Annotated in this window: 13 protein-coding genes and 1 pseudogene; 3 read left to right on the top strand and 11 right to left on the bottom strand. The window is 34.9% G+C overall.

Features of this window, described 5'->3' with window-relative positions:
- The first annotated feature begins 144 nt into the window (after nt 1-144).
- Complete coding sequence (locus BKP37_RS20205; protein WP_169823164.1) at nt 145-294, top strand: hypothetical protein; 150 nt, start codon at nt 145-147, stop codon at nt 292-294.
- A gap of 79 nt (nt 295-373) precedes the next feature.
- On the opposite strand, the gene BKP37_RS16325 is transcribed toward BKP37_RS20205, so the two are convergent.
- The 6 genes from BKP37_RS16325 to BKP37_RS16300 all read right to left on the bottom strand — a co-directional run bounded on the left by BKP37_RS16325 (nt 374) and on the right by BKP37_RS16300 (nt 9355).
- On the bottom strand, nt 374-1009 hold the full coding sequence (locus BKP37_RS16325) for an FMN-dependent NADH-azoreductase (RefSeq protein ID WP_071310685.1): 636 nt from the start codon (nt 1007-1009) through the stop codon (nt 374-376).
- Between the two features lie 727 nt (nt 1010-1736).
- A complete protein-coding gene (locus BKP37_RS16320) occupies nt 1737-2513 on the bottom strand; it encodes an alpha/beta hydrolase (protein WP_071310684.1) in 777 nt (258 codons plus the stop codon).
- A gap of 331 nt (nt 2514-2844) precedes the next feature.
- Nucleotides 2845-5274 carry a DNA topoisomerase IV subunit A gene (parC, locus tag BKP37_RS16315; protein ID WP_071310683.1) on the bottom strand — a complete coding sequence of 810 codons (2430 nt, stop codon included), beginning with the start codon at nt 5272-5274 and terminating at the stop codon, nt 2845-2847.
- Between the two features lie 2 nt (nt 5275-5276).
- The gene (gene parE / locus BKP37_RS16310; RefSeq protein ID WP_071310682.1) at nt 5277-7253 is read right to left on the bottom strand and encodes a DNA topoisomerase IV subunit B; all 1977 of its coding nucleotides are present in this window, start codon (nt 7251-7253) and stop codon (nt 5277-5279) included.
- 596 nt (nt 7254-7849) lie between these two features.
- Complete coding sequence (locus tag BKP37_RS16305) at nt 7850-8263, bottom strand: CoA-binding protein (protein ID WP_071310681.1); 414 nt, start codon at nt 8261-8263, stop codon at nt 7850-7852.
- A 573-nt stretch (nt 8264-8836) separates the two neighbouring features.
- On the bottom strand, nt 8837-9355 hold the full coding sequence (locus tag BKP37_RS16300) for a ribonuclease H-like YkuK family protein (RefSeq protein WP_071310680.1): 519 nt from the start codon (nt 9353-9355) through the stop codon (nt 8837-8839).
- Between the two features lie 115 nt (nt 9356-9470).
- Between BKP37_RS16300 and BKP37_RS20585 the strand changes: the two are divergent.
- A pseudogene (locus BKP37_RS20585) lies at nt 9471-9707 on the top strand (transcriptional regulator); the annotation flags it as partial.
- A 1054-nt stretch (nt 9708-10761) separates the two neighbouring features.
- On the opposite strand, the gene BKP37_RS16295 reads toward BKP37_RS20585, so the two are convergent.
- Entirely contained in the window at nt 10762-12279 is a 1518-nt protein-coding gene (locus BKP37_RS16295; RefSeq protein WP_071310679.1) for a carboxypeptidase M32, read from the bottom strand.
- Between the two features lie 187 nt (nt 12280-12466).
- On the opposite strand from BKP37_RS16295, the gene BKP37_RS16290 reads away from it, so the two are divergent.
- Nucleotides 12467-12775 carry a HesB/YadR/YfhF family protein gene (locus BKP37_RS16290; RefSeq protein WP_071310678.1) on the top strand — a complete coding sequence of 103 codons (309 nt, stop codon included), beginning with the start codon at nt 12467-12469 and terminating at the stop codon, nt 12773-12775.
- A gap of 366 nt (nt 12776-13141) precedes the next feature.
- Here the strand turns inward: BKP37_RS16290 and moaA are convergent, their stop codons facing one another.
- From moaA to BKP37_RS16270, 4 genes are all read right to left on the bottom strand, one after another.
- The gene (gene moaA, locus BKP37_RS16285; RefSeq protein WP_071310677.1) at nt 13142-14164 is read right to left on the bottom strand and encodes a GTP 3',8-cyclase MoaA; all 1023 of its coding nucleotides are present in this window, start codon (nt 14162-14164) and stop codon (nt 13142-13144) included.
- A gap of 279 nt (nt 14165-14443) precedes the next feature.
- Nucleotides 14444-16396, bottom strand: a complete 1953-nt coding sequence (locus BKP37_RS16280; RefSeq protein ID WP_071310676.1) for an ATP-dependent DNA helicase — start codon at nt 16394-16396, stop codon at nt 14444-14446.
- Between the two features lie 169 nt (nt 16397-16565).
- Nucleotides 16566-16817 carry a DUF2564 family protein gene (locus tag BKP37_RS16275; RefSeq protein ID WP_084034803.1) on the bottom strand — a complete coding sequence of 84 codons (252 nt, stop codon included), beginning with the start codon at nt 16815-16817 and terminating at the stop codon, nt 16566-16568.
- Between the two features lie 88 nt (nt 16818-16905).
- Nucleotides 16906-17928 carry a hypothetical protein gene (locus BKP37_RS16270; RefSeq protein ID WP_071310675.1) on the bottom strand — a complete coding sequence of 341 codons (1023 nt, stop codon included), beginning with the start codon at nt 17926-17928 and terminating at the stop codon, nt 16906-16908.
- Nucleotides 17929-18249 lie beyond the last annotated feature (321 nt).

Genomic DNA, 18249 nt, shown 5'->3' with positions numbered 1-18249 from the left:
ATAAATTTTGATTATAAAAAAATCTAAACTTAAGCAAGAAAAGCGCAAGCGCCTTGGTCACGAGATGCTGCTCCTGTGCCACTCCGTTTGCTCAAAAGCAATTGTTTTCCGTGCGACGAGTAATCGCAGGAGCAATTGTTTTTCGTGCGACGAGTAACCGCAGGAGCAATTGTTTTTCGTGCGACGAGTAACCGCAGGAGCAAAGTAGCGGAGCATATTCAAGAAGTAATCCAAGAAGACATTGAAGTCAGTAACTTGACTGAAGTGACCAAGCTCGTAGGCGCCTGGAGCTAGACAGTTTCCAAGTTAGAAATTTATAAATTCTGATACTGTAAAAAAGAGTCAACTCTGAATTGACTCTTTGAAATAATCCTTAAAATGTATGTGCAAAATCTTTAGCATTTGCAATGGCGTTTTCTTTTATTTCCTGAGATTTATCAGGCATTGCACCATGTCCTTCTACAAATAACCCCTCAAAGGAAGGTACACCATAAAATTGCATCATAACATTTAAATAACGATGTCCCATCTCCATTTCAGCTGCTGGTCCCACAGAGTATATTCCACCTCGCGCTTGGATATGTACGGCTTTTTTATCAGTTAATAGACCGACAGGCCCTTTTTCAGTATATTTAAATGATTTTCCTGCAACCGAGACAGCATCCATATATGCTTTCATTACTGGAGGGAATGAAAAATTCCATAGTGGTGTTACAAAAACATACTTATCAGCTGAGATAAATTGATCACAGAGCTCCGAAAGTCTTCCAACTTTTCCTTTTTCTTCTGCAGAAAGTTCATCAAAACCTTTGCCTGATTGAAGCTTCCCCCAACCACTGAAGACATCGACATCAATTTCTGGAATATTTTCGTTGTAAAGATCAATGTTTACGATTTCATGATTAGGGTTTACATCTTTGTAAGTTTCAATAAAAGCTTGCCCTATTGCCATACTATATGATTGTGTATCATCATGAGGATGAGCGGTAATATACAAAACTTTTGTCATTTTTTTCTTTCCTTTCCTTACTTTATCTAGACAATCTATTATCTGCTGTATTTGAGATAATATTCAGTTTATGAATTTTAACAAACATATTTTACGCCAATAAGATATTACCTTGGTTCATTTGCTATATTTCATTTAGGTAAAGATCAATGTAGATTATTCAAATCCACAAAATGTAGATCAAAAATTTAACAACTTAGAAAATAGAGTGCATAATTCGAGTGGAGAACAAATGGAAGAACTAATTGAGGAAGTGAATATTGAAAAAGATTCGCTTAGATAACAAGAAAAGCGCAAGCGCCTTGGTCACGAGCAGCTGCTCCTGTGCCACTCCGTTTGCTCAAGAGCAAACCAGCTTCGTAGTAATTCAAGTAGTAGCTTCACTGGGGCGGCCTTTGACTAAAAGCTGCTCTTTGGCTTCCTACGTGCTTTTAGCGTCTTCTAGTATTGCTGGTTAGTAGTAAGCTCGAAGCAGTGTTTTGTGCGACGAGTAATCGCAGGAGCAATTGTTTTCCGTGCGACGAGTAATCGCAGGAGCAAAGCTGCATGAAGCTATTCAGAGACGTAATTCATATAGTTATTGAAGTAAATAGCTTGACTGAAGTGACCGAGCTCGTAGGCTACTTGCGCTAGACAGTTTCCAAGTTAGAAATTTATAAATTCTGATTATGCAAAAAAGCATTCAGAAAATCAATATCTGAATGCTTTTTGATTTCCTAACCGAAGTTTAACTCATGAAACTAGTGATCTTCTTTTTCATAGAAACTTCTGAAATAAAACTAATTGTTTCAGAAACGATTTTTGGGTGATCATAATCCATTGATGCAACATGGTATGAATTTTTCAATTCGATTATATCCTTTTGCATTGAGCTTACATTGTCATAAACATAATTTGTACTTCTTGGCGGTACAACATTATCTACTGTTGAATAAAAAAGAAGTAAAGGACTATTTATTGCTGGTATTTTATCAGTTGTATAATCTATTAATGATAGTAACTGTTTTATTGCATGAAGAGGAACCTTTGGATATGTAATTTCAAAAATGGATGGATCTTTAATATCCGGTGCTCCTTCTTCTAAATATGTAGAAATATTTTTGTTTTTATATTTGGCATACCCAGGTACTTCTAATGCTACATTAATCGTTATGATTCCGGTGACGTCCTGAAATCTACTAGCTACAAGTAAGGATAATAACCCCCCCATTGACTGGCCCACAATATATACTTCGTCACACTGCTTTTTTAAATCTATATAGTTGTCTTCAAGTTGATTAATCCAATCTGTAAATGTTGCTAGCTCTAGATCTTTATAGTGAGTTCCGTGTCCCTTCAACCTAGGTGCCCTAACAGTAAAGCCAGCTTTTGAAAATCCTTCTCCTAAAAATCGCATACTTTGAGGTGTGCCAACAAAGCCATGGCACAATAAGATGCCAATATTACTTCCCTCAAAGTGAAAATCTTCTGCTCCAGGAATTACTGAAAATATAGATTTAGTCATCATAAACCCCCCATTATACCTTTTATAGTTACGACTTTTTAAATTATTCCAATAGGTTTAGTTGGTATTATGATGATATCATTATACTTTTCATTTAGTCAAGGAAATTCCCATGAATAAAACTAACATTTCATATCTTCTAAAATTAAATAATATGGTAAACAGTAACTTTAATAAATTGGGGTGCAGTCTCCTTTAACTAAAAATTCGCATTGGTTTCTCAATTGGAATACCAATGCGAACTTTTATCAAAGGTCGTTCGTGCTCATACCTATAATTAAAACCGCTTACCAGTTAAACTCTGCTATGTTGTCCAATATTCAAAGTGTAATTACTCTTCTTCTCGTTTTTCTACCCAAAAGTCGATAATTTCACCTTCTTTTGCTGTATCAACAACAAAGGAACCGTTACTATAACGATCACTCGGTTTAATTTGGACAACTTCCAATGTTTCTTCAGCACCTTTTACTGTTTTAATATGGGTAATAGATTCATTATTTACTTTCATTAAGGCTAGTAAACGGTGAGGATTATTTTTTAATTCTCTTAACATGATTAATCCACGTTTTGCACGACTTGTTTTATCAAATTCTGTTAAGTTCATCTTTTTAGTAGCTCCACGGTGGGTTATTACAAATAATTGTGTCTTTTCTTCTTGATTAAACATTAAGCCACTAATTACGTAATCACCTGGCTTTAAGTTAATACCTTTAACTCCGGAAGCTCTTTGCCCAACAATACTTATTTCTTCTTCAGTAAACCATAAGCCATACCCGAAATTAGTTGCAATAAACACGTCTTGATTTCCATTAGTGAGATCAACATTAACAACAATATCGTCACCCTTAAGCTTTAATGCCATCAACGGTTTAGAGTAACGTTGTGCTTGATATTCTGAAAGTGGTGTACGTTTTGCCATACCATTTTTCGTAAAGAAAACTAGATATTTATCCTCTGAAAACTCGTTAATTGAAAATGCCTTAAGGATTTCATCACCACGTTCTAGAGGAACAATATTGGCTACGTGCTGTCCTAGATCTTTCCAACGTATATCAGGTAGTTGATGGACTGGAATATATAGATAATTTCCATTAGCAGTAAAAATTAATAACGTGTCTGTTGTATTTGTCTCAAGTTGACCAATAACCCGATCTCCCTCTTTCATTCCGGTAGGGTCACCATTCGAGGCTGAAAACGAACGTACGCTCGTCCGCTTAACATACCCTTCTTTTGTTACTGTTACAATGACATCTTCTGACGGGACTAAGACTTCAAGGTTAATCTTTATTTCTTCGATTTCCTTCTCAATTACTGTACGACGTTCATCGTTGAAGGTTTTCTTAATAGTAAGTAGATCCTTCTTTATTACAGAAATAAGTTTTTTCTCGCTTTTTAAGATTGCTGTTAGTTCAGTAATTTTCTTTTCTAATTCATTACTTTCTTTTTGTAAAGTAGTTACATCAGTATTCGTTAGACGATACAACTGTAATGTAACAATTGCTTCAGCTTGAGCTTCTGTGAATTGAAACTTATCTATCAAATTATCTTTTGAGTTCCGCTTATCTTTAGAAGCTCGGATCGTTTCAATCACTTCATCTAAAATGGAAATAGCCCGGATTAATCCTTCAACTACATGTTGACGTTCCTCTGCTTTTCTTAACTCAAACGTTGAACGTCTAGTAACCACTTCTTTTTGATGGTTAACGTATGCTTGTAATAATTGTTTCAAACCTAACAAACATGGGCGTTTATTAAAGATTGCTACCATATTAAAGTTATAGGTTACTTGTAAGTCTGTATTTTTATATAAATAATTTAAAATGCCTTCTGCATCAGCATCCTTTTTTAACTCAATAACGATTCGTAATCCTGTACGATCTGTATCATCACGAACTTCGGCAATCCCGTCTACTTTTTTATCAAAGCGGATTTCATCCATCTTTTTTACAAGATTTGCTTTAACAATTTCATAAGGAATTTCAGTAATGATTATTTGTTGTTTTCCACCACGAACTGACTCAATTTCAGCCTTACTGCGAACGACTACTTTTCCTTTGCCGGTCTTATAGGCGTTACGAATTCCATCAACACCTTGAATAATTCCGCCAGTTGGAAAGTCAGGGCCCTTAATTATTTCCATAAGTTCATCTAAAGAACAGCTAGGATTCTCCATTTGTAAAATAGCTGCATCAATGACCTCACCAAGTTGATGAGGTGGAATATCTGTTGCATATCCTGCAGATATTCCCGTTGACCCGTTCACAAGTAAACTAGGAAACATTGCCGGCAAAACAACAGGCTCTTCTTCTGAATCATCGAAGTTTGGTATAAAATCAACTGTATCTTTATCAATATCCCTTAGCATCTCAGACGATATTGCAGATAGCCTTGCCTCTGTATAACGCATTGCTGCTGGGGGGTCACCATCAATTGAACCGTTATTACCATGCATTTGAACTAGGCCGTACCGTACTTTCCAGTCTTGACTCATCCGGATCATCGCATCATATACTGATGAATCTCCATGAGGATGATAGTTACCTATAACATTACCAACCGTTTTTGCAGATTTTCTAAACGGTTTTTCAGCCGTATTCCCTTCTCTATGCATAGCATATAAAATTCTTCTTTGAACAGGTTTCAAGCCATCTCTAGCGTCCGGAAGTGCCCGTTCTTGTATGATGTACTTACTATAACGACCAAACCGATCCCCAATAACGTCTTCTAAGGGAAGGTCTAAATACTTATCTCCAATCAACATATTTATTCCTCCTCGGTTAAGATTAGATTTTCATTTTCTAGGATGTTCGTCTCTTCATCTAAACCAAAGGCAACATTTGTTTCAATCCATTTACGGCGGGGTTCAACCTTATCCCCCATTAATGTTGAAACTCGACGTTCAGCTCTAGCAACGTCTTCAATCTTAACACGTATTAATGTTCTAGTTTCTGGATCCATCGTCGTTTCCCAAAGCTGAGTGGCATCCATCTCACCTAAACCTTTATATCGTTGGATTGTGTAGCCTTTACCGACTTTTTTCATGGCATCCTTCAAACCATTTTCGTCCCATGCATATTCAACCACTTCTTTTTTTCCTGATCCTTTACTAACTTTATACAAAGGCGGCAGAGCGATATAAACCTTGCCTGCTTCGATAAGCGGGCGCATATATCGGTAGAAAAATGTAAGTAAAAGCACTTGAATATGGGCACCATCTGTATCAGCATCGGTCATAATAATAATTTTATCGTAATTTATATCATCAACGTTAAAATCAGAACCTACATCAGCACCAATAGCATAAATGATCGTCCGAATTTCTTCGTTCTTCATAATATCAGCAAGTTTTGCTTTTTCCGTATTTATCACTTTACCACGAAGAGGTAATACAGCCTGGAATTTCCGATCACGGCCTTGTTTGGCCGATCCACCTGCTGAATCTCCCTCAACGAGATAAAGTTCATTACGACTTGGATTTTTCGATTGAGCAGGAGTAAGCTTACCGCTTAATAAACTTTCTTTTCGTTTCGATTTCTTTCCACTACGAGCATCTTCCCTAGCTTTTCTAGCTGCTTCTCTTGCTTGAGCAGCTTTTATCGACTTTTTGATTAACAGTGAACTAATATCCGGATTTTCCTCAAGAAAAAAGGATAGTTGTTCACTAACAACTGCGTCAACAGCTGAACGACCCTCTGGAGTTCCAAGTTTCCCTTTCGTTTGACCTTCAAACTGTAGCTTTTCCTCTGGTACTCGTACAGAAACAATCGCTGTGAAGCCTTCTCTTATGTCTGAACCATCTAGGTTTTTATCTTTTTCTTTTAATAGAGCCGTCTTACGAGCATATTCGTTAATAATTCTCGTCATAGCAGTTTTGGCACCTAGCTCATGAGTTCCCCCATCTTTCGTACGTACGTTGTTTACGAAAGAGAGGACATTTTCTGTATACCCATCGTTAAATTGGAACGAAAATTCAACCTCAATGTTTTGGTTTTTCCCTTGAAAAAAGGTAACAGGATGAAGTGTTTCTTTATCTTCATTTAAGTATTCAACAAAGGCTTCAATTCCACTTTCGTAATGAAACGTTTCTTGTTGACCTTCTTTACCAGTTCTTGTATCTTTTAATTGAATCTTCAAACCTTTTAATAGAAAAGCAGCTTCACGCAAACGTTCCGTTAATGTTTCGAAATTGTAAGTGGTCGTACTAAAAATAGTAGGATCAGGTTTAAAGTGAATGGTAGTACCTGTCTTTTTAGTTGTTCCATTTTTTTCAAGAGTAGTAACAGGTTTACCACCGTTTTCAAAGCGCTGCTTAAAAATAAAACCATCTCGTTTTATCGTTACTTCAAGCCATTCAGAAAGAGCATTTACAACCGATGCACCAACCCCATGTAATCCACCACTCGTAGAATAACCACCTTGACCAAACTTTCCTCCAGCGTGGAGAACAGTTAAGATGATTTCTGGTGTAGGTTTACCCATTTTATGCATTCCAGTAGGCATACCTCGCCCTTCATCTTCAACACTTATACTATTGTCTTTATGGATCGTTACCTTGATTTCATTACCAAATCCAGCTAACGCCTCATCAACAGCGTTATCAACGATCTCATAAACTAGATGATGTAATCCCCTAGAGTCTGTACTACCAATGTACATCCCTGGTCTTTTTCTTACAGCCTCAAGTCCTTCTAATACTTGAATGGCATCATCGTTATAATCAAATTTTGCTTTAGTTGCCAAGAAGATAGACTCCCTTCATAAACTCCATGTAATATTTGAAACATGTTATTCCATCAAAATATCATGTTATTAATCAAACTGATTTGTACTTAAGGGTCATAGACCCCCACCTCTAAGCGTAGTGTAGGTGAGAACTTCCATTCAGGTGGAGTTGAGACTCATCTGAATTTCCGATGTTCTAGCGAAGCTAGAACGAGTTCTCTTTCTAAATCTTTATACTTTCATCATTATTTAGCGTAAACTTACTTACGTTTTTTAAACACTATTAAAGTTAAATGGCGAGTAAATATATTACATTATATTAAAATTGCAGTTTCTTGTAGAATAAATATAATACGAACAAACGTTTCTTTCAAGACGTCTTTTTCACAAGTATTCAATTTTGTTTAGCTCCTGTCCTTATTTACAATAGCGTTTAAATCCTTATTTTTCAAGCTTGATTTACGATAAAACACAAAAACCCCCTTTATTTTCACAAATAATAAGAGGTTTTTTTCTACAAATGATACTTATGTAATTTTAATAAAGTTAATAAGATTAAGGGTTTTGATAGCGTTTTCGAACAATTCAAAATAACTCAATTACACAATTTGAATTTATTTCGTCATTGCATGCTCTACCTTAATACAACGATCCATAATAACAGTCATATTATGATCTTTTAAATAATGATACGCTTCTTCATTGATTACCCCTAATTGAGCCCAAAATACTTTTGCATTAATTTCTACAGCTTCTCTAGCTATTTCTGGCAGAAACTCACTTTTTCTAAATACATTAACAATATCAACGGGACCTTCAATGTCCTTTAAAGTTGTGACAGCTTTTACTCCTAACGCTTCTTCAATAACTGGATTTACTGGAATAATGTCATATCCAGCATTTTGCATAGCCTGAGCGACCATATAAGATGTACGTTCTGGATTATTCGATAAACCAACAACCGCAATTCTTTTATTCTCTTCTAAAATTTTTTTTATTTCACTTCTTTCAGGATTAATAATAGACAAATTCTTCACCTCTTCAATTATTTCTTTCTAAATTCTTCCCCATGTATTTTATCCAATTATTGGACAAAAATAAAGTATACCCACTTCTTACAAACGTCTTCATTAAAAAAGTTGTGATTTTTTTCTGTCGATTACTTCTAATTTATGATTTATATTTCAAATACGGTACATGAAATTTTCAAATACCGATATTCAATACATATATTTCCAAACTTCATCATAAAAGTAGAAATAAATACAAGCTATATTATGAATTATTTCCACTGAAAAGGAGCTATCACTTTGAATACACTCAACAATCATACTCCTATAACCACAAATCCCCCCTTTAGACAAAGAATTCGTTATTCTGTACTGAAATAGAAATTATTTAATGTGTTAATTAAATAAAGGATCTATAGTCCACAAAAGTGTAAAAAAAATTTCCTTATTCAAAATAGTTGCATCTCTGTCCAAGAGGGTACTAAGAAATGCAGAAAAATATTCATATTATAGGATATTTATAACATTAATGGGGGCTACTTTTGGGTTTTCAAATAGCTTGTATTTTTGTTGGAGGAGTAAGAGTAGAAATTACTTCGTGTATTTATTTGCATAAGATGATGCTGCATAGGAGTTTGGTTTTATCTTTGGTTGAACTCCGAGTGCCCATATTTGTTCAGTCATTTCTTCAATGAAATACTTTGTCTTACCTTTTTTACCTATATCTAAATGAATTTCAAAAATGAAGTCAGCTCCCTCATCACTATATGGAATTAAGAAATCAATCATTGTTGAGATATGTTCTTCTGTAAATTTCGATGCAACCTCTTGACTATACATCGTTTCTAAATAAATCTTCTCTTTTAAAGATGTAATTCTTCGTGGTAACATAACCTTTTTTAGACATCCCCATGCCCCTTTTCCCACGCGGTGAAGATGAATCGAAGTGATAAACTTTGTCCCATGTTGATGAACTTGCGAGTCGGTTCCAACCGCTAAACGATACGTTGCAGTTGGATCTCTTTTAATAAACTGAAGTAAGTGATCAAAAACTTCATCAAATGTCATTTCTGCTGTTGAAGTATTATAAAATAATAGGTCGTTATTCATGCCATACTCCTTTGTAACGAGTTTTTTGAACAATCCCCTTATTTAATTAATATTCTTAATATAGTTTATCTAGAAGTACAAAATATGTGACTATATAAATTGTAGAATATAGTAAGATAAGCCAAAACAATGTCAACAGCTTATACTTGCATTTATAGGCAAATTCCTCTCAACTAATATCCCTTTAAATTTATCTTGGCTTGAATCAGAGGTTGTGAGATTTGCAAGACGATTGCTACGTCCAATTACTCCACTCGAGGTTGCTAATCATTTAAGGATAAGTGATCGGCACGCTCGACGTATCCTACACAAACTAGTTAAGTTACAAATATTATGTATAGCAAGCAGCTAGCAGCGTGCTGGGGCTTATGTTCTAAAAATTTAAGTAAAATCAATTATGTAGAGGACATAGAATCCGCTATTTCTAGTAATTCACCCAATTTATTATACGTTTCGGACAGAGAATCCCTTATTTAACTTAAATCACAAGAAATCACTAGTTTTAGTATTAAATAACGGAATGTGAGTCCGCAAAGATCTTAAATCTCTTATTTTTGACAGGAATAACGGAACTAGGGTCCGCTTAATAAAAATCTACTCTAATTACGTATTTTTATCTTCTCTCCATTATCGAATTTCACTTCAAATTCAAATTCAAACACATTTTCAACTATATATTTTCTTGTTTAATTTTGAGTATTTTTAATATGTTGGTTTTTAATGTTTCCGAATTGATATCAGGTGTCAATTTAAGTTGTTCAAACAATGATTCAATTATTTATACTGTATTTTCCCAATGTAAAGTTACATTATTTTGCGTTCTCAAATAAGAAAAGCGCAAGACGCCTTGGTCACGAGCAGCTGCTCCTTTGCCACTCCGTTTGCTCAAGAGCAATTGTTTTCCGTGCGACGAGTAACCGCTGGAGCAATTGTTTTCCGTGCGACGAGTAATCGCTGGAGCAATTGTTTTCCGTGCGACGAGTAATCGCTGGAGCAATTGTTTTCCGTGCGACGAGTAATCGCTGGAGCAATTGTTTTCCGTGCGACGAGTAATCGCTGGAGCAATTGTTTTCCGTGCGACGAGTAACCGCTGGAGCAAAGCAGCTTCGAAGTAATCCAAGTAGTAGCTTCACTGGGGCGGCCTTTGACTAAAAGCCGCTCTTTGGCTTTCTACGTGCTTCTGCGTCTTCTAGCATAGCTTTGGAGTAGGATTTCTCGAAGCAAGGTAGCATGGTGTATATTCAAGAAGTAATCCAAGAAGACATTGAAGTCAGTAACTTGACTGAAGTGACCGAGCTCGTAGGCGCCTGGAGCTAGACAGTTTCCAAGTTAGAAATTTTATAAATTATGATTAAATAAAAAAAGAAGCAGCACAAATATTAGCGCTACTGCTCCCTTTTTACACATTATAACTCGTAGATTTCCTTATACTTCTCTTCTAAGTATGAAATTAAATATTTTGGCTCTAAGCCTTCACCAGTAATATCTTTAATGATTTCTAAAGGCTGTTTCATCTTACCATACTGATGAATATTGGTTATCAACCATTGTTTAATCGGTGTAAAATTTCCTTCTTCTAGTAATTGATCAAAGTTTGTTATATCCTTATCCATTTCATTTTTCATTTGAGCTGAATAAATATAACCTAATGCGTACGATGGAAAATAACCGAAACTCCCACCAGCCCAGTGTACATCTTGAAGAACACCTTCACCATCGTGTAATGGGCGAATTCCTAAGTATTCTTCCATTTTTTCATTCCAGATTTCTGGTAAATCTTTCACTTCAATTTCACCATTAATTAGAGCTTTTTCTATTTCATATCGTAAAATAATATGAAGTGAATAAGTCATTTCATCTGCTTCAATACGGATAGGTGATGGACCAGCTACATTAATTGCTTTGTAATAATCCTCTAGGCTGACATCTTCAAATTGTTCACCACTATATTCTTTAAGCAATTGATAATTTTTCTTCCAAAAAGAAAAATTACGCCCTACAAAATTTTCACAAAACAATGATTGAGATTCGTGAATTCCCATTGATGTACCATCACAAAGAGGGGTACCAATTAAGTCTTCTGAAATATTTTGCTCATAAAGTGCATGGCCACATTCATGAATCGTACCGAAAATGGCAGTTCGAAAATCCTTCTCATCATATTTGGTTGTTACACGAACATCATTACGATTAATCGCAATTGCAAATGGATGAACCGTCGTGTCTAAACGCCCCGCTTCAAAATCATATTGTAACTGTCTTAATAACTCAGAACTAAAACATTGTTGTTTTTCTTTAGGAAAGTGCTCAAACAAGAAATCAGTATCAGGCTGCTTAGGAGATTCAGTAACAGCTTTAACCAAAGGAACTAGCTTTTCCCTTAACTCGCCAAAGACACGGTCCAATACTTCAACAGTAATCCCAGGCTCATAGTCATCTAAAAGCGCATTATATTTGTTACCTTCATAGCCAATTCGTTCAACATATTTTCTTAAATAAGCTACTATTTTTTCTAAGTACGGAGCAAAACTATCAAAATCAGCTTTCTCCTTCGCTTCTTCCCATATAGTTTCTGCTTTTGATGTTAGTATAATAAACTCTTTATACTCTTCAGGTGGGATCTTCTTGTTTTTTTCATAATCCCTCTTACACTCTTCTACTAATTTTTTGGTTATATCCGAAATTTCACCTTTAGCTTCAGGATTAGATAGTGCTTGTAAATATTCTCCCATTTCCTCTGATACACTCATATTAAATACATCTGTTGATAGGGTACCTATTGTTTCTGAGCGTTGTTCTACCCCTTTTTTAGGTGCACCTGTACGTAAATCCCAATACATTAAGGAAATAGCTTCATTATAGCTTGACATTGTTTTTACATAATTAATAAATGATTTTTCAATTTCAGAAATATTTCTAAACATTATTACACTTCCTTTCTTCACTTGCAGTATGTTAAATTCGATACTTGTTTTGTCATACCTTCTATATCCTAAATATTTTATACAAATTAAACTATTTTCATTAAAAATTTTTACAAACATATCATTTTGAAAAAAATAGTTAATATGATATAAAGAAAACGGATAAATAGTGAGGAGGCCAGTTAATATGGAAATGAGAATTAGTGAAAAAGCTGTAGAATTATATAAAAAAGAAATGGATCTAGTAGCAGGCGATGCGTTAAGATTATACGTTCGTGTAGGTGGCTGTGGTTCTGGTGGATTTTCAGTCGGTGTAACAAAGGATGAACCTTCAGAAAAGTCATTTATTACAAAAGAAAGTGGGATAAGATTCTTCGTTGAGGAAGAAGATTTTTGGTATTTAAATGGTATGGTAATCGATTTTGACGAAGATCTCAATTATGTAACTTTTGATAATCCAAACTTGAAAGATGTAGAAAATCCAAACTCAAATTAATAAAAAGAAACGTGCATGTACCTTGATTACCAACAACAGCTAAACGTCAATACAATTTCAATATACAAGAAAAGCGCAAGCGCCTTGGTCACGAGCGAAAGGCACTGGAAGGCCTTTGACAGAAGCCGCTCTTTGGCTTGCTACGTGCTTCTTCGTCTTCTAGTATTGCTTCGTAGTAAGCTTCCTCGAAGCAAAGCTGCATGAAGCTATTCAGAGACGTTATTCATGTAGTTATTGAAGTCAGTAGCTTGACTGAAGTGATCGAGCCGATGGCGCCTGGAGCTAGACAGTTTCCAAGTTAGAAATTTATAAATTCTGATTATTTGAGAAAAACCCGAGTTTATCTATAAACTCGGGTTTCATTTTTTATCCACCAATATGTGACATTTCAATTTTACGAATTTGTTTTTTATCCGTATGAAGTAGACGCTCTTCAGAATACCGATCAGTTCTAGCAGTCCATATACTAGCAATCCGTTCCAGTAATTGATCATCACTTGCACCTGAACGTAAAAGATCTCTCAAATCATGGCCCTCTGAAGCAAACAAACAAGTAACTAGTTTACCGTCTGCAGAGAGTCTAGCTCTTTGACAGTTTGAACAAAAAGCATCAGTAACAGAAGAAATAATTCCAATTTCATTATCATTATCTTTAAAACCGAATCTAGTCGCTACTTCCCCTTCATAATTCGGTTTAATAGGTTCAATTGGAAACTCCTTATTGATACGATCAAAAATCTCTTTTTTTGAAACGACTTGGTCTAATTTCCAGCCGTTTGAGTTACCAACATCCATGAATTCAATAAAACGTAAAATAATATCTGTATCTTTAAAATAACGAACCATCGGAACTATATCCTCGTGATTTAAGCCACGTTGGACAACCATATTAATCTTAATTTGAAGACCAACATTCTTTGCAGCCTCAATCCCTTCAAGAATTTGATTTACACCAACGTTTCGTCCATTAATCTTACGAAAACGTTCATCGTTTAGACTATCTAAACTAACCGTAACACGCTGCAAGCCAGCACCCTTAAGTTCTAAAGCATGTTTTTTTAAAAGTGCACCATTTGTCGTCATTGCAATATCTTTAATACCTTCAATCTTAGAAAGCATACGAATTAACTTGACAAGATCTTTTCGAACTAACGGCTCTCCACCTGTAATTCGTATTTTCTCAATGCCAGCACCTTCTACAAATAATGTAGAAAGTTTTGTAATTTCCTCAAATGAAAGAACTTCATTTCTCGGTAAAAACATAAAATTTTTATCAAAGATTTCTGAAGGCATACAATAACTACATCGAAAATTGCAACGATCAGTTACTGATATTCTCAAATCACGAAGCGGGCGTCCTAACTGATCATTTAAACGCTTATTTGCCATTTATTTGTCCCCCCTACTCCTTCGTAATAAATTAAGTTACAAGGGCGTTTTATTTAGGTCAATTTCCCACTTCCATTAATCCTGCAACACCAAACTTATGTAGTAAAAACAAATATATTATCTTAGTGGCAAGAATAATAAATAATAAAACTCATTAAAATTTATAAAGAAGTGCTACTACTCAAGTCCATAAGTAGCAGCACAGTTATCCCTTATTTATCTTACATGTTTAATAGTAGTATATCATAGGAATGAATATTTGTAACTATTGGAATAGAGTTAATTACCTAAAGTTGAATTAACCTCTACTTCTATAGGAAAAGTAGACTTCACCACTTCTAACAAATCCTTATCTTTTGATAAACGATGATCAACAATAGCTACTATTCCTCCGTCGGTGCTTGTTCGAATTAAACGTCCAATACCTTGTCGCAACCGAAGTAACATATGCGGAAGATCAACATCATTATAAGGATTATTAACATTCTTACGCTTACCATTAAATACAGGGTCGTTAGGTGGAAACGGTAATGACCAAATAATTACACTTGAAAGTGATGGGCCAGGAACATCTAAGCCTTCCCATAAATGTATTGCACAAAGACACGTATTCTCAAGGTTTTGAAATATTTGAACGAGACTACTTAACTCTTGATCGCCTTCGAATAAAAACTGATAATTCTCTAACCGTTCATCAGTTTTTGCAATTTCCTTAAATGCTAGTAATTCATCTTCAGTATTAAACAATAATAGTGCTCTTCCCTCTGACTTTTCAATAACTTCAATTACTGAGTTAACTTTTTGGGTCTGTTCAATATTAGGAATAAAAACTTTCATATGATTTTTGTAATCAAACGGTGATTCAACTGTGAAAGACAAATAATCCTTAATCCCAAGACTTCCAGCTATATAATGAAAATTACCATTTGTTGATAAAGTTGCAGAGGAAAAAATCATTGGGAGTTTTTTTGAAAATACCTTTTCTCGTAGAACATCTTCTACTAAATTAGGCATGATAACTAATGTTGTCACTCCCTCTTCTTTTGTAACCCAAGTAACTACATTTGTTTTTTCCTCTAAAAGCGATAATGCATATTGAAGCATCTCTATATGCTCTTCAACAATTTTTAATTGGTAATCCTCAATAGTGTATAACTCACTCTCAAATACTAAGGCATCTTCTAAAGCTGTTAAAAGCCGTTTAAATTCCTTAATTTCATTGATCACTTGAGAAGTGACTTCAAGATCATGGCGATCAGAACCTTTTACATGACTACTATTTTTATTAATGATTGTAAACAAATGCAAACTTTGCGAAATAATTTCATCTATATAAACAGCAACCTCTTCACGGACATCATTCTCTAATAGTCGTTCCAATATTTCTTCTAAAAGGTCATGACGAATATAGTAAGCTAGTGCTTTTTGAGCAGCAATTTCCAATAAATGCCCTTCATCAAAAACAATACTACTAGCCTCAGGTAAAAATGGTAATTGCCCTTTTCTTTTTCTCGATTCTTGTGTCCAAATGTGCTCCATATAAAAATCTTGAGAACAAACAATTAGGTCTGTCGCTTTTCGATAATGTTCCCTTGTTAATGTCATGCCACAACGATGACGTTTCTCGCAAACAGAACAATCTTGGAAGGCATCCCAGTTTATTTTTCCCCAAGTTTCATTATCCAGTTTTGAGTACGTTTTTCGATCGCCGTAAAAATGAAATTCTTGCATTGGTGCGTTGTTATACACAAAAGAAGGAACCGACTGATACACATCTTCATAAACATCAGGATTTTCATCTGTATCTCTCAGTTTTTCTAACTTTTGCACACAAAGATATTGACTTTGAGCTTTTGCTAAACGTACATCAATGTTTAAATTTAATACTTTAGATAACTTTGCAATATCACCTTCTGGCTTAACAAGTTGTTCGATAAGTGCTTCATCAGCACAGGCTATGATTGCTGGTTTTCCAACGTATCTTGCGTAACAAATTGCATAAAGTAAATAGGCAATTGTCTTACCAGTTCCTACCCCAGCTTCTGCAAAGATTACCTTCTTTTCAGCAAAGGAACGTTCCAGTTGATAAGCCATAAAAATTTGTTCGTCTCGTATTTCAAAACCTGCTTCAGGTAAAATATCATAAAATACGTCCCCTACCCAATCGCCTAACTGGTCAATAAATGACTTTTTTCGATCATATGTAAAAGGTAATTTTTCAAACGATTGCATAATTTCCCCCTGCTTAAAATAATTGTTTCTTACTAATTAAATTTAACTTCGGACATAATCACCAAACTTCATCATATGTTTATCATTTATTATTTGTCAATAAAATTGTACAAATTCTAACTAAATTAAAAGGAGGTGTGCCATTTAGTTAGACACACCTCGAAATATACTATTCGTCTTTAGCTTCTGTTAATTGATGATCAAGCCTTTCAATGAGTTCAGAAGAAAATTCAAAGAATTCATCATCTACACCAGTTGCATGGGCAAAAGCATTTTTATATTGCTTTTTTGCTTGACTTAGTGCATTAGTCGCGGCCTTTAGTTGATCCTCATCCATACTCATCGTTGCTTGACCAACCATTCGTTGTGCAGCTTTAATAGCCATTTCTACTTGTCTTATATCATTGAACGGTTCAGACATATATACCATCCCACCCTTTACATTTTTCTTAGATAGGTTATACATATTAATAATATTTTATTCATCCTTACCTAAAGGTATGACTTTACTAATTCTCAATTAAATAAACTAAAGAATTTGGGTACCCAGCTCCCCTTATTTTTTCAATCTTATAAATATAATCAGTATTTTCTTCGTCATATGGAGCAACTAATCCTTCTGCCGAAGTGCCATCTCCCACAACAATATAATCAGCAGCCCGTATATTTTTGTTAATAAGCCGTTTTTCTCGAAACCCAATACCGGCCCCAGGTCTTACACCAACACGAAAGATAAAAGGTGTGCAGATTGAATAAAATACACAATCGTCTAAATGCCGATGTATGTGGTGAGGAGAAATCGCCTCTACACTTACCTGTATAACAATAGTTTCTTCTAATTGCTTCGTTTGCCTATAAAGTACGTGTAGCTTTCTTTTATTTATTTTATCATCTGATTGTAATAAAATAAATTTTTTTTTAGACATAGCAATTTGATTTAAATCAGCTTCATTTATAATTGTATCTAAGCACGTTAAATACAAATATCCTACTCTCTCTAATTCTTTAGTACCAGCAAAATTCCCTTTACTATCATCAAAATAACCGTGTTTTAAAATACTATTTTTAGCTTCTGCTGAAGTGTGATGGTATAGACGTAAATATGGATCAAGTTTATTAACAAAATAACCTATTCCTGTTACATAATCAAGGAGGTTCTCTGGGCCGTAAATTTCACATTGATAAAATTCCGAATGGTCTTTAAAAAATTTAATAAAGTCTTTATTAGTGAACTTAATTTCAATCGTTTTTTTACAAGAGATATCCAACGTAATCGAACATTGAATGTTTTGTTTGGACAAGAATATTTCACTAGGAAAAAAGGTTAATGGTTGGATCCATTTAAAATATTTATTTTTTTGATCTAGAAAAATCAAATCTGGTATGAGCAATGATCCACGTTGAGTATTTACTAATTTACACTTAACATATCCAACAAAGCAATGAGAACGATCATTGCTCCCTCCAAATTCTTCATAATATACATGGTCTGTCCCATATCCGTACCTGTTGAACATCTTATTCTTATCCATAGCATACCTTCCCATAAGAAAAGCGCAAGCGCCTTGTTCACGAGCGAAAGGCACTTAAAGGCCTTTTCGGAAGACGCTCTTTGGCTTCTTCCGTTTACGTGCTTCTGCGTCTTCTAGCATAGCTTCGTAGCAAACTTCCTCGAAGCAGTGTTTTGTGCGACGAGTAATCGCAGAAGCAAAGCTGCATGAAGCTAATCGACGAAGGATCTCAAGCAGTAATTGAAGTCCGTTGCTTGACTGAAGTGACCGAGCTCGTAGGCTGCTTGCGCTAGACAGTTTCCAAGTTAGAAATTTCATGCATTCTTACGTTGTAATAAAAAC

It is taken from the genome of Anaerobacillus alkalilacustris (assembly GCF_001866005.1).
Classification (GTDB): domain Bacteria; phylum Bacillota; class Bacilli; order Bacillales; family Anaerobacillaceae; genus Anaerobacillus; species Anaerobacillus alkalilacustris.
This window is presented reverse-complemented; position numbering and strand designations above follow the sequence as displayed.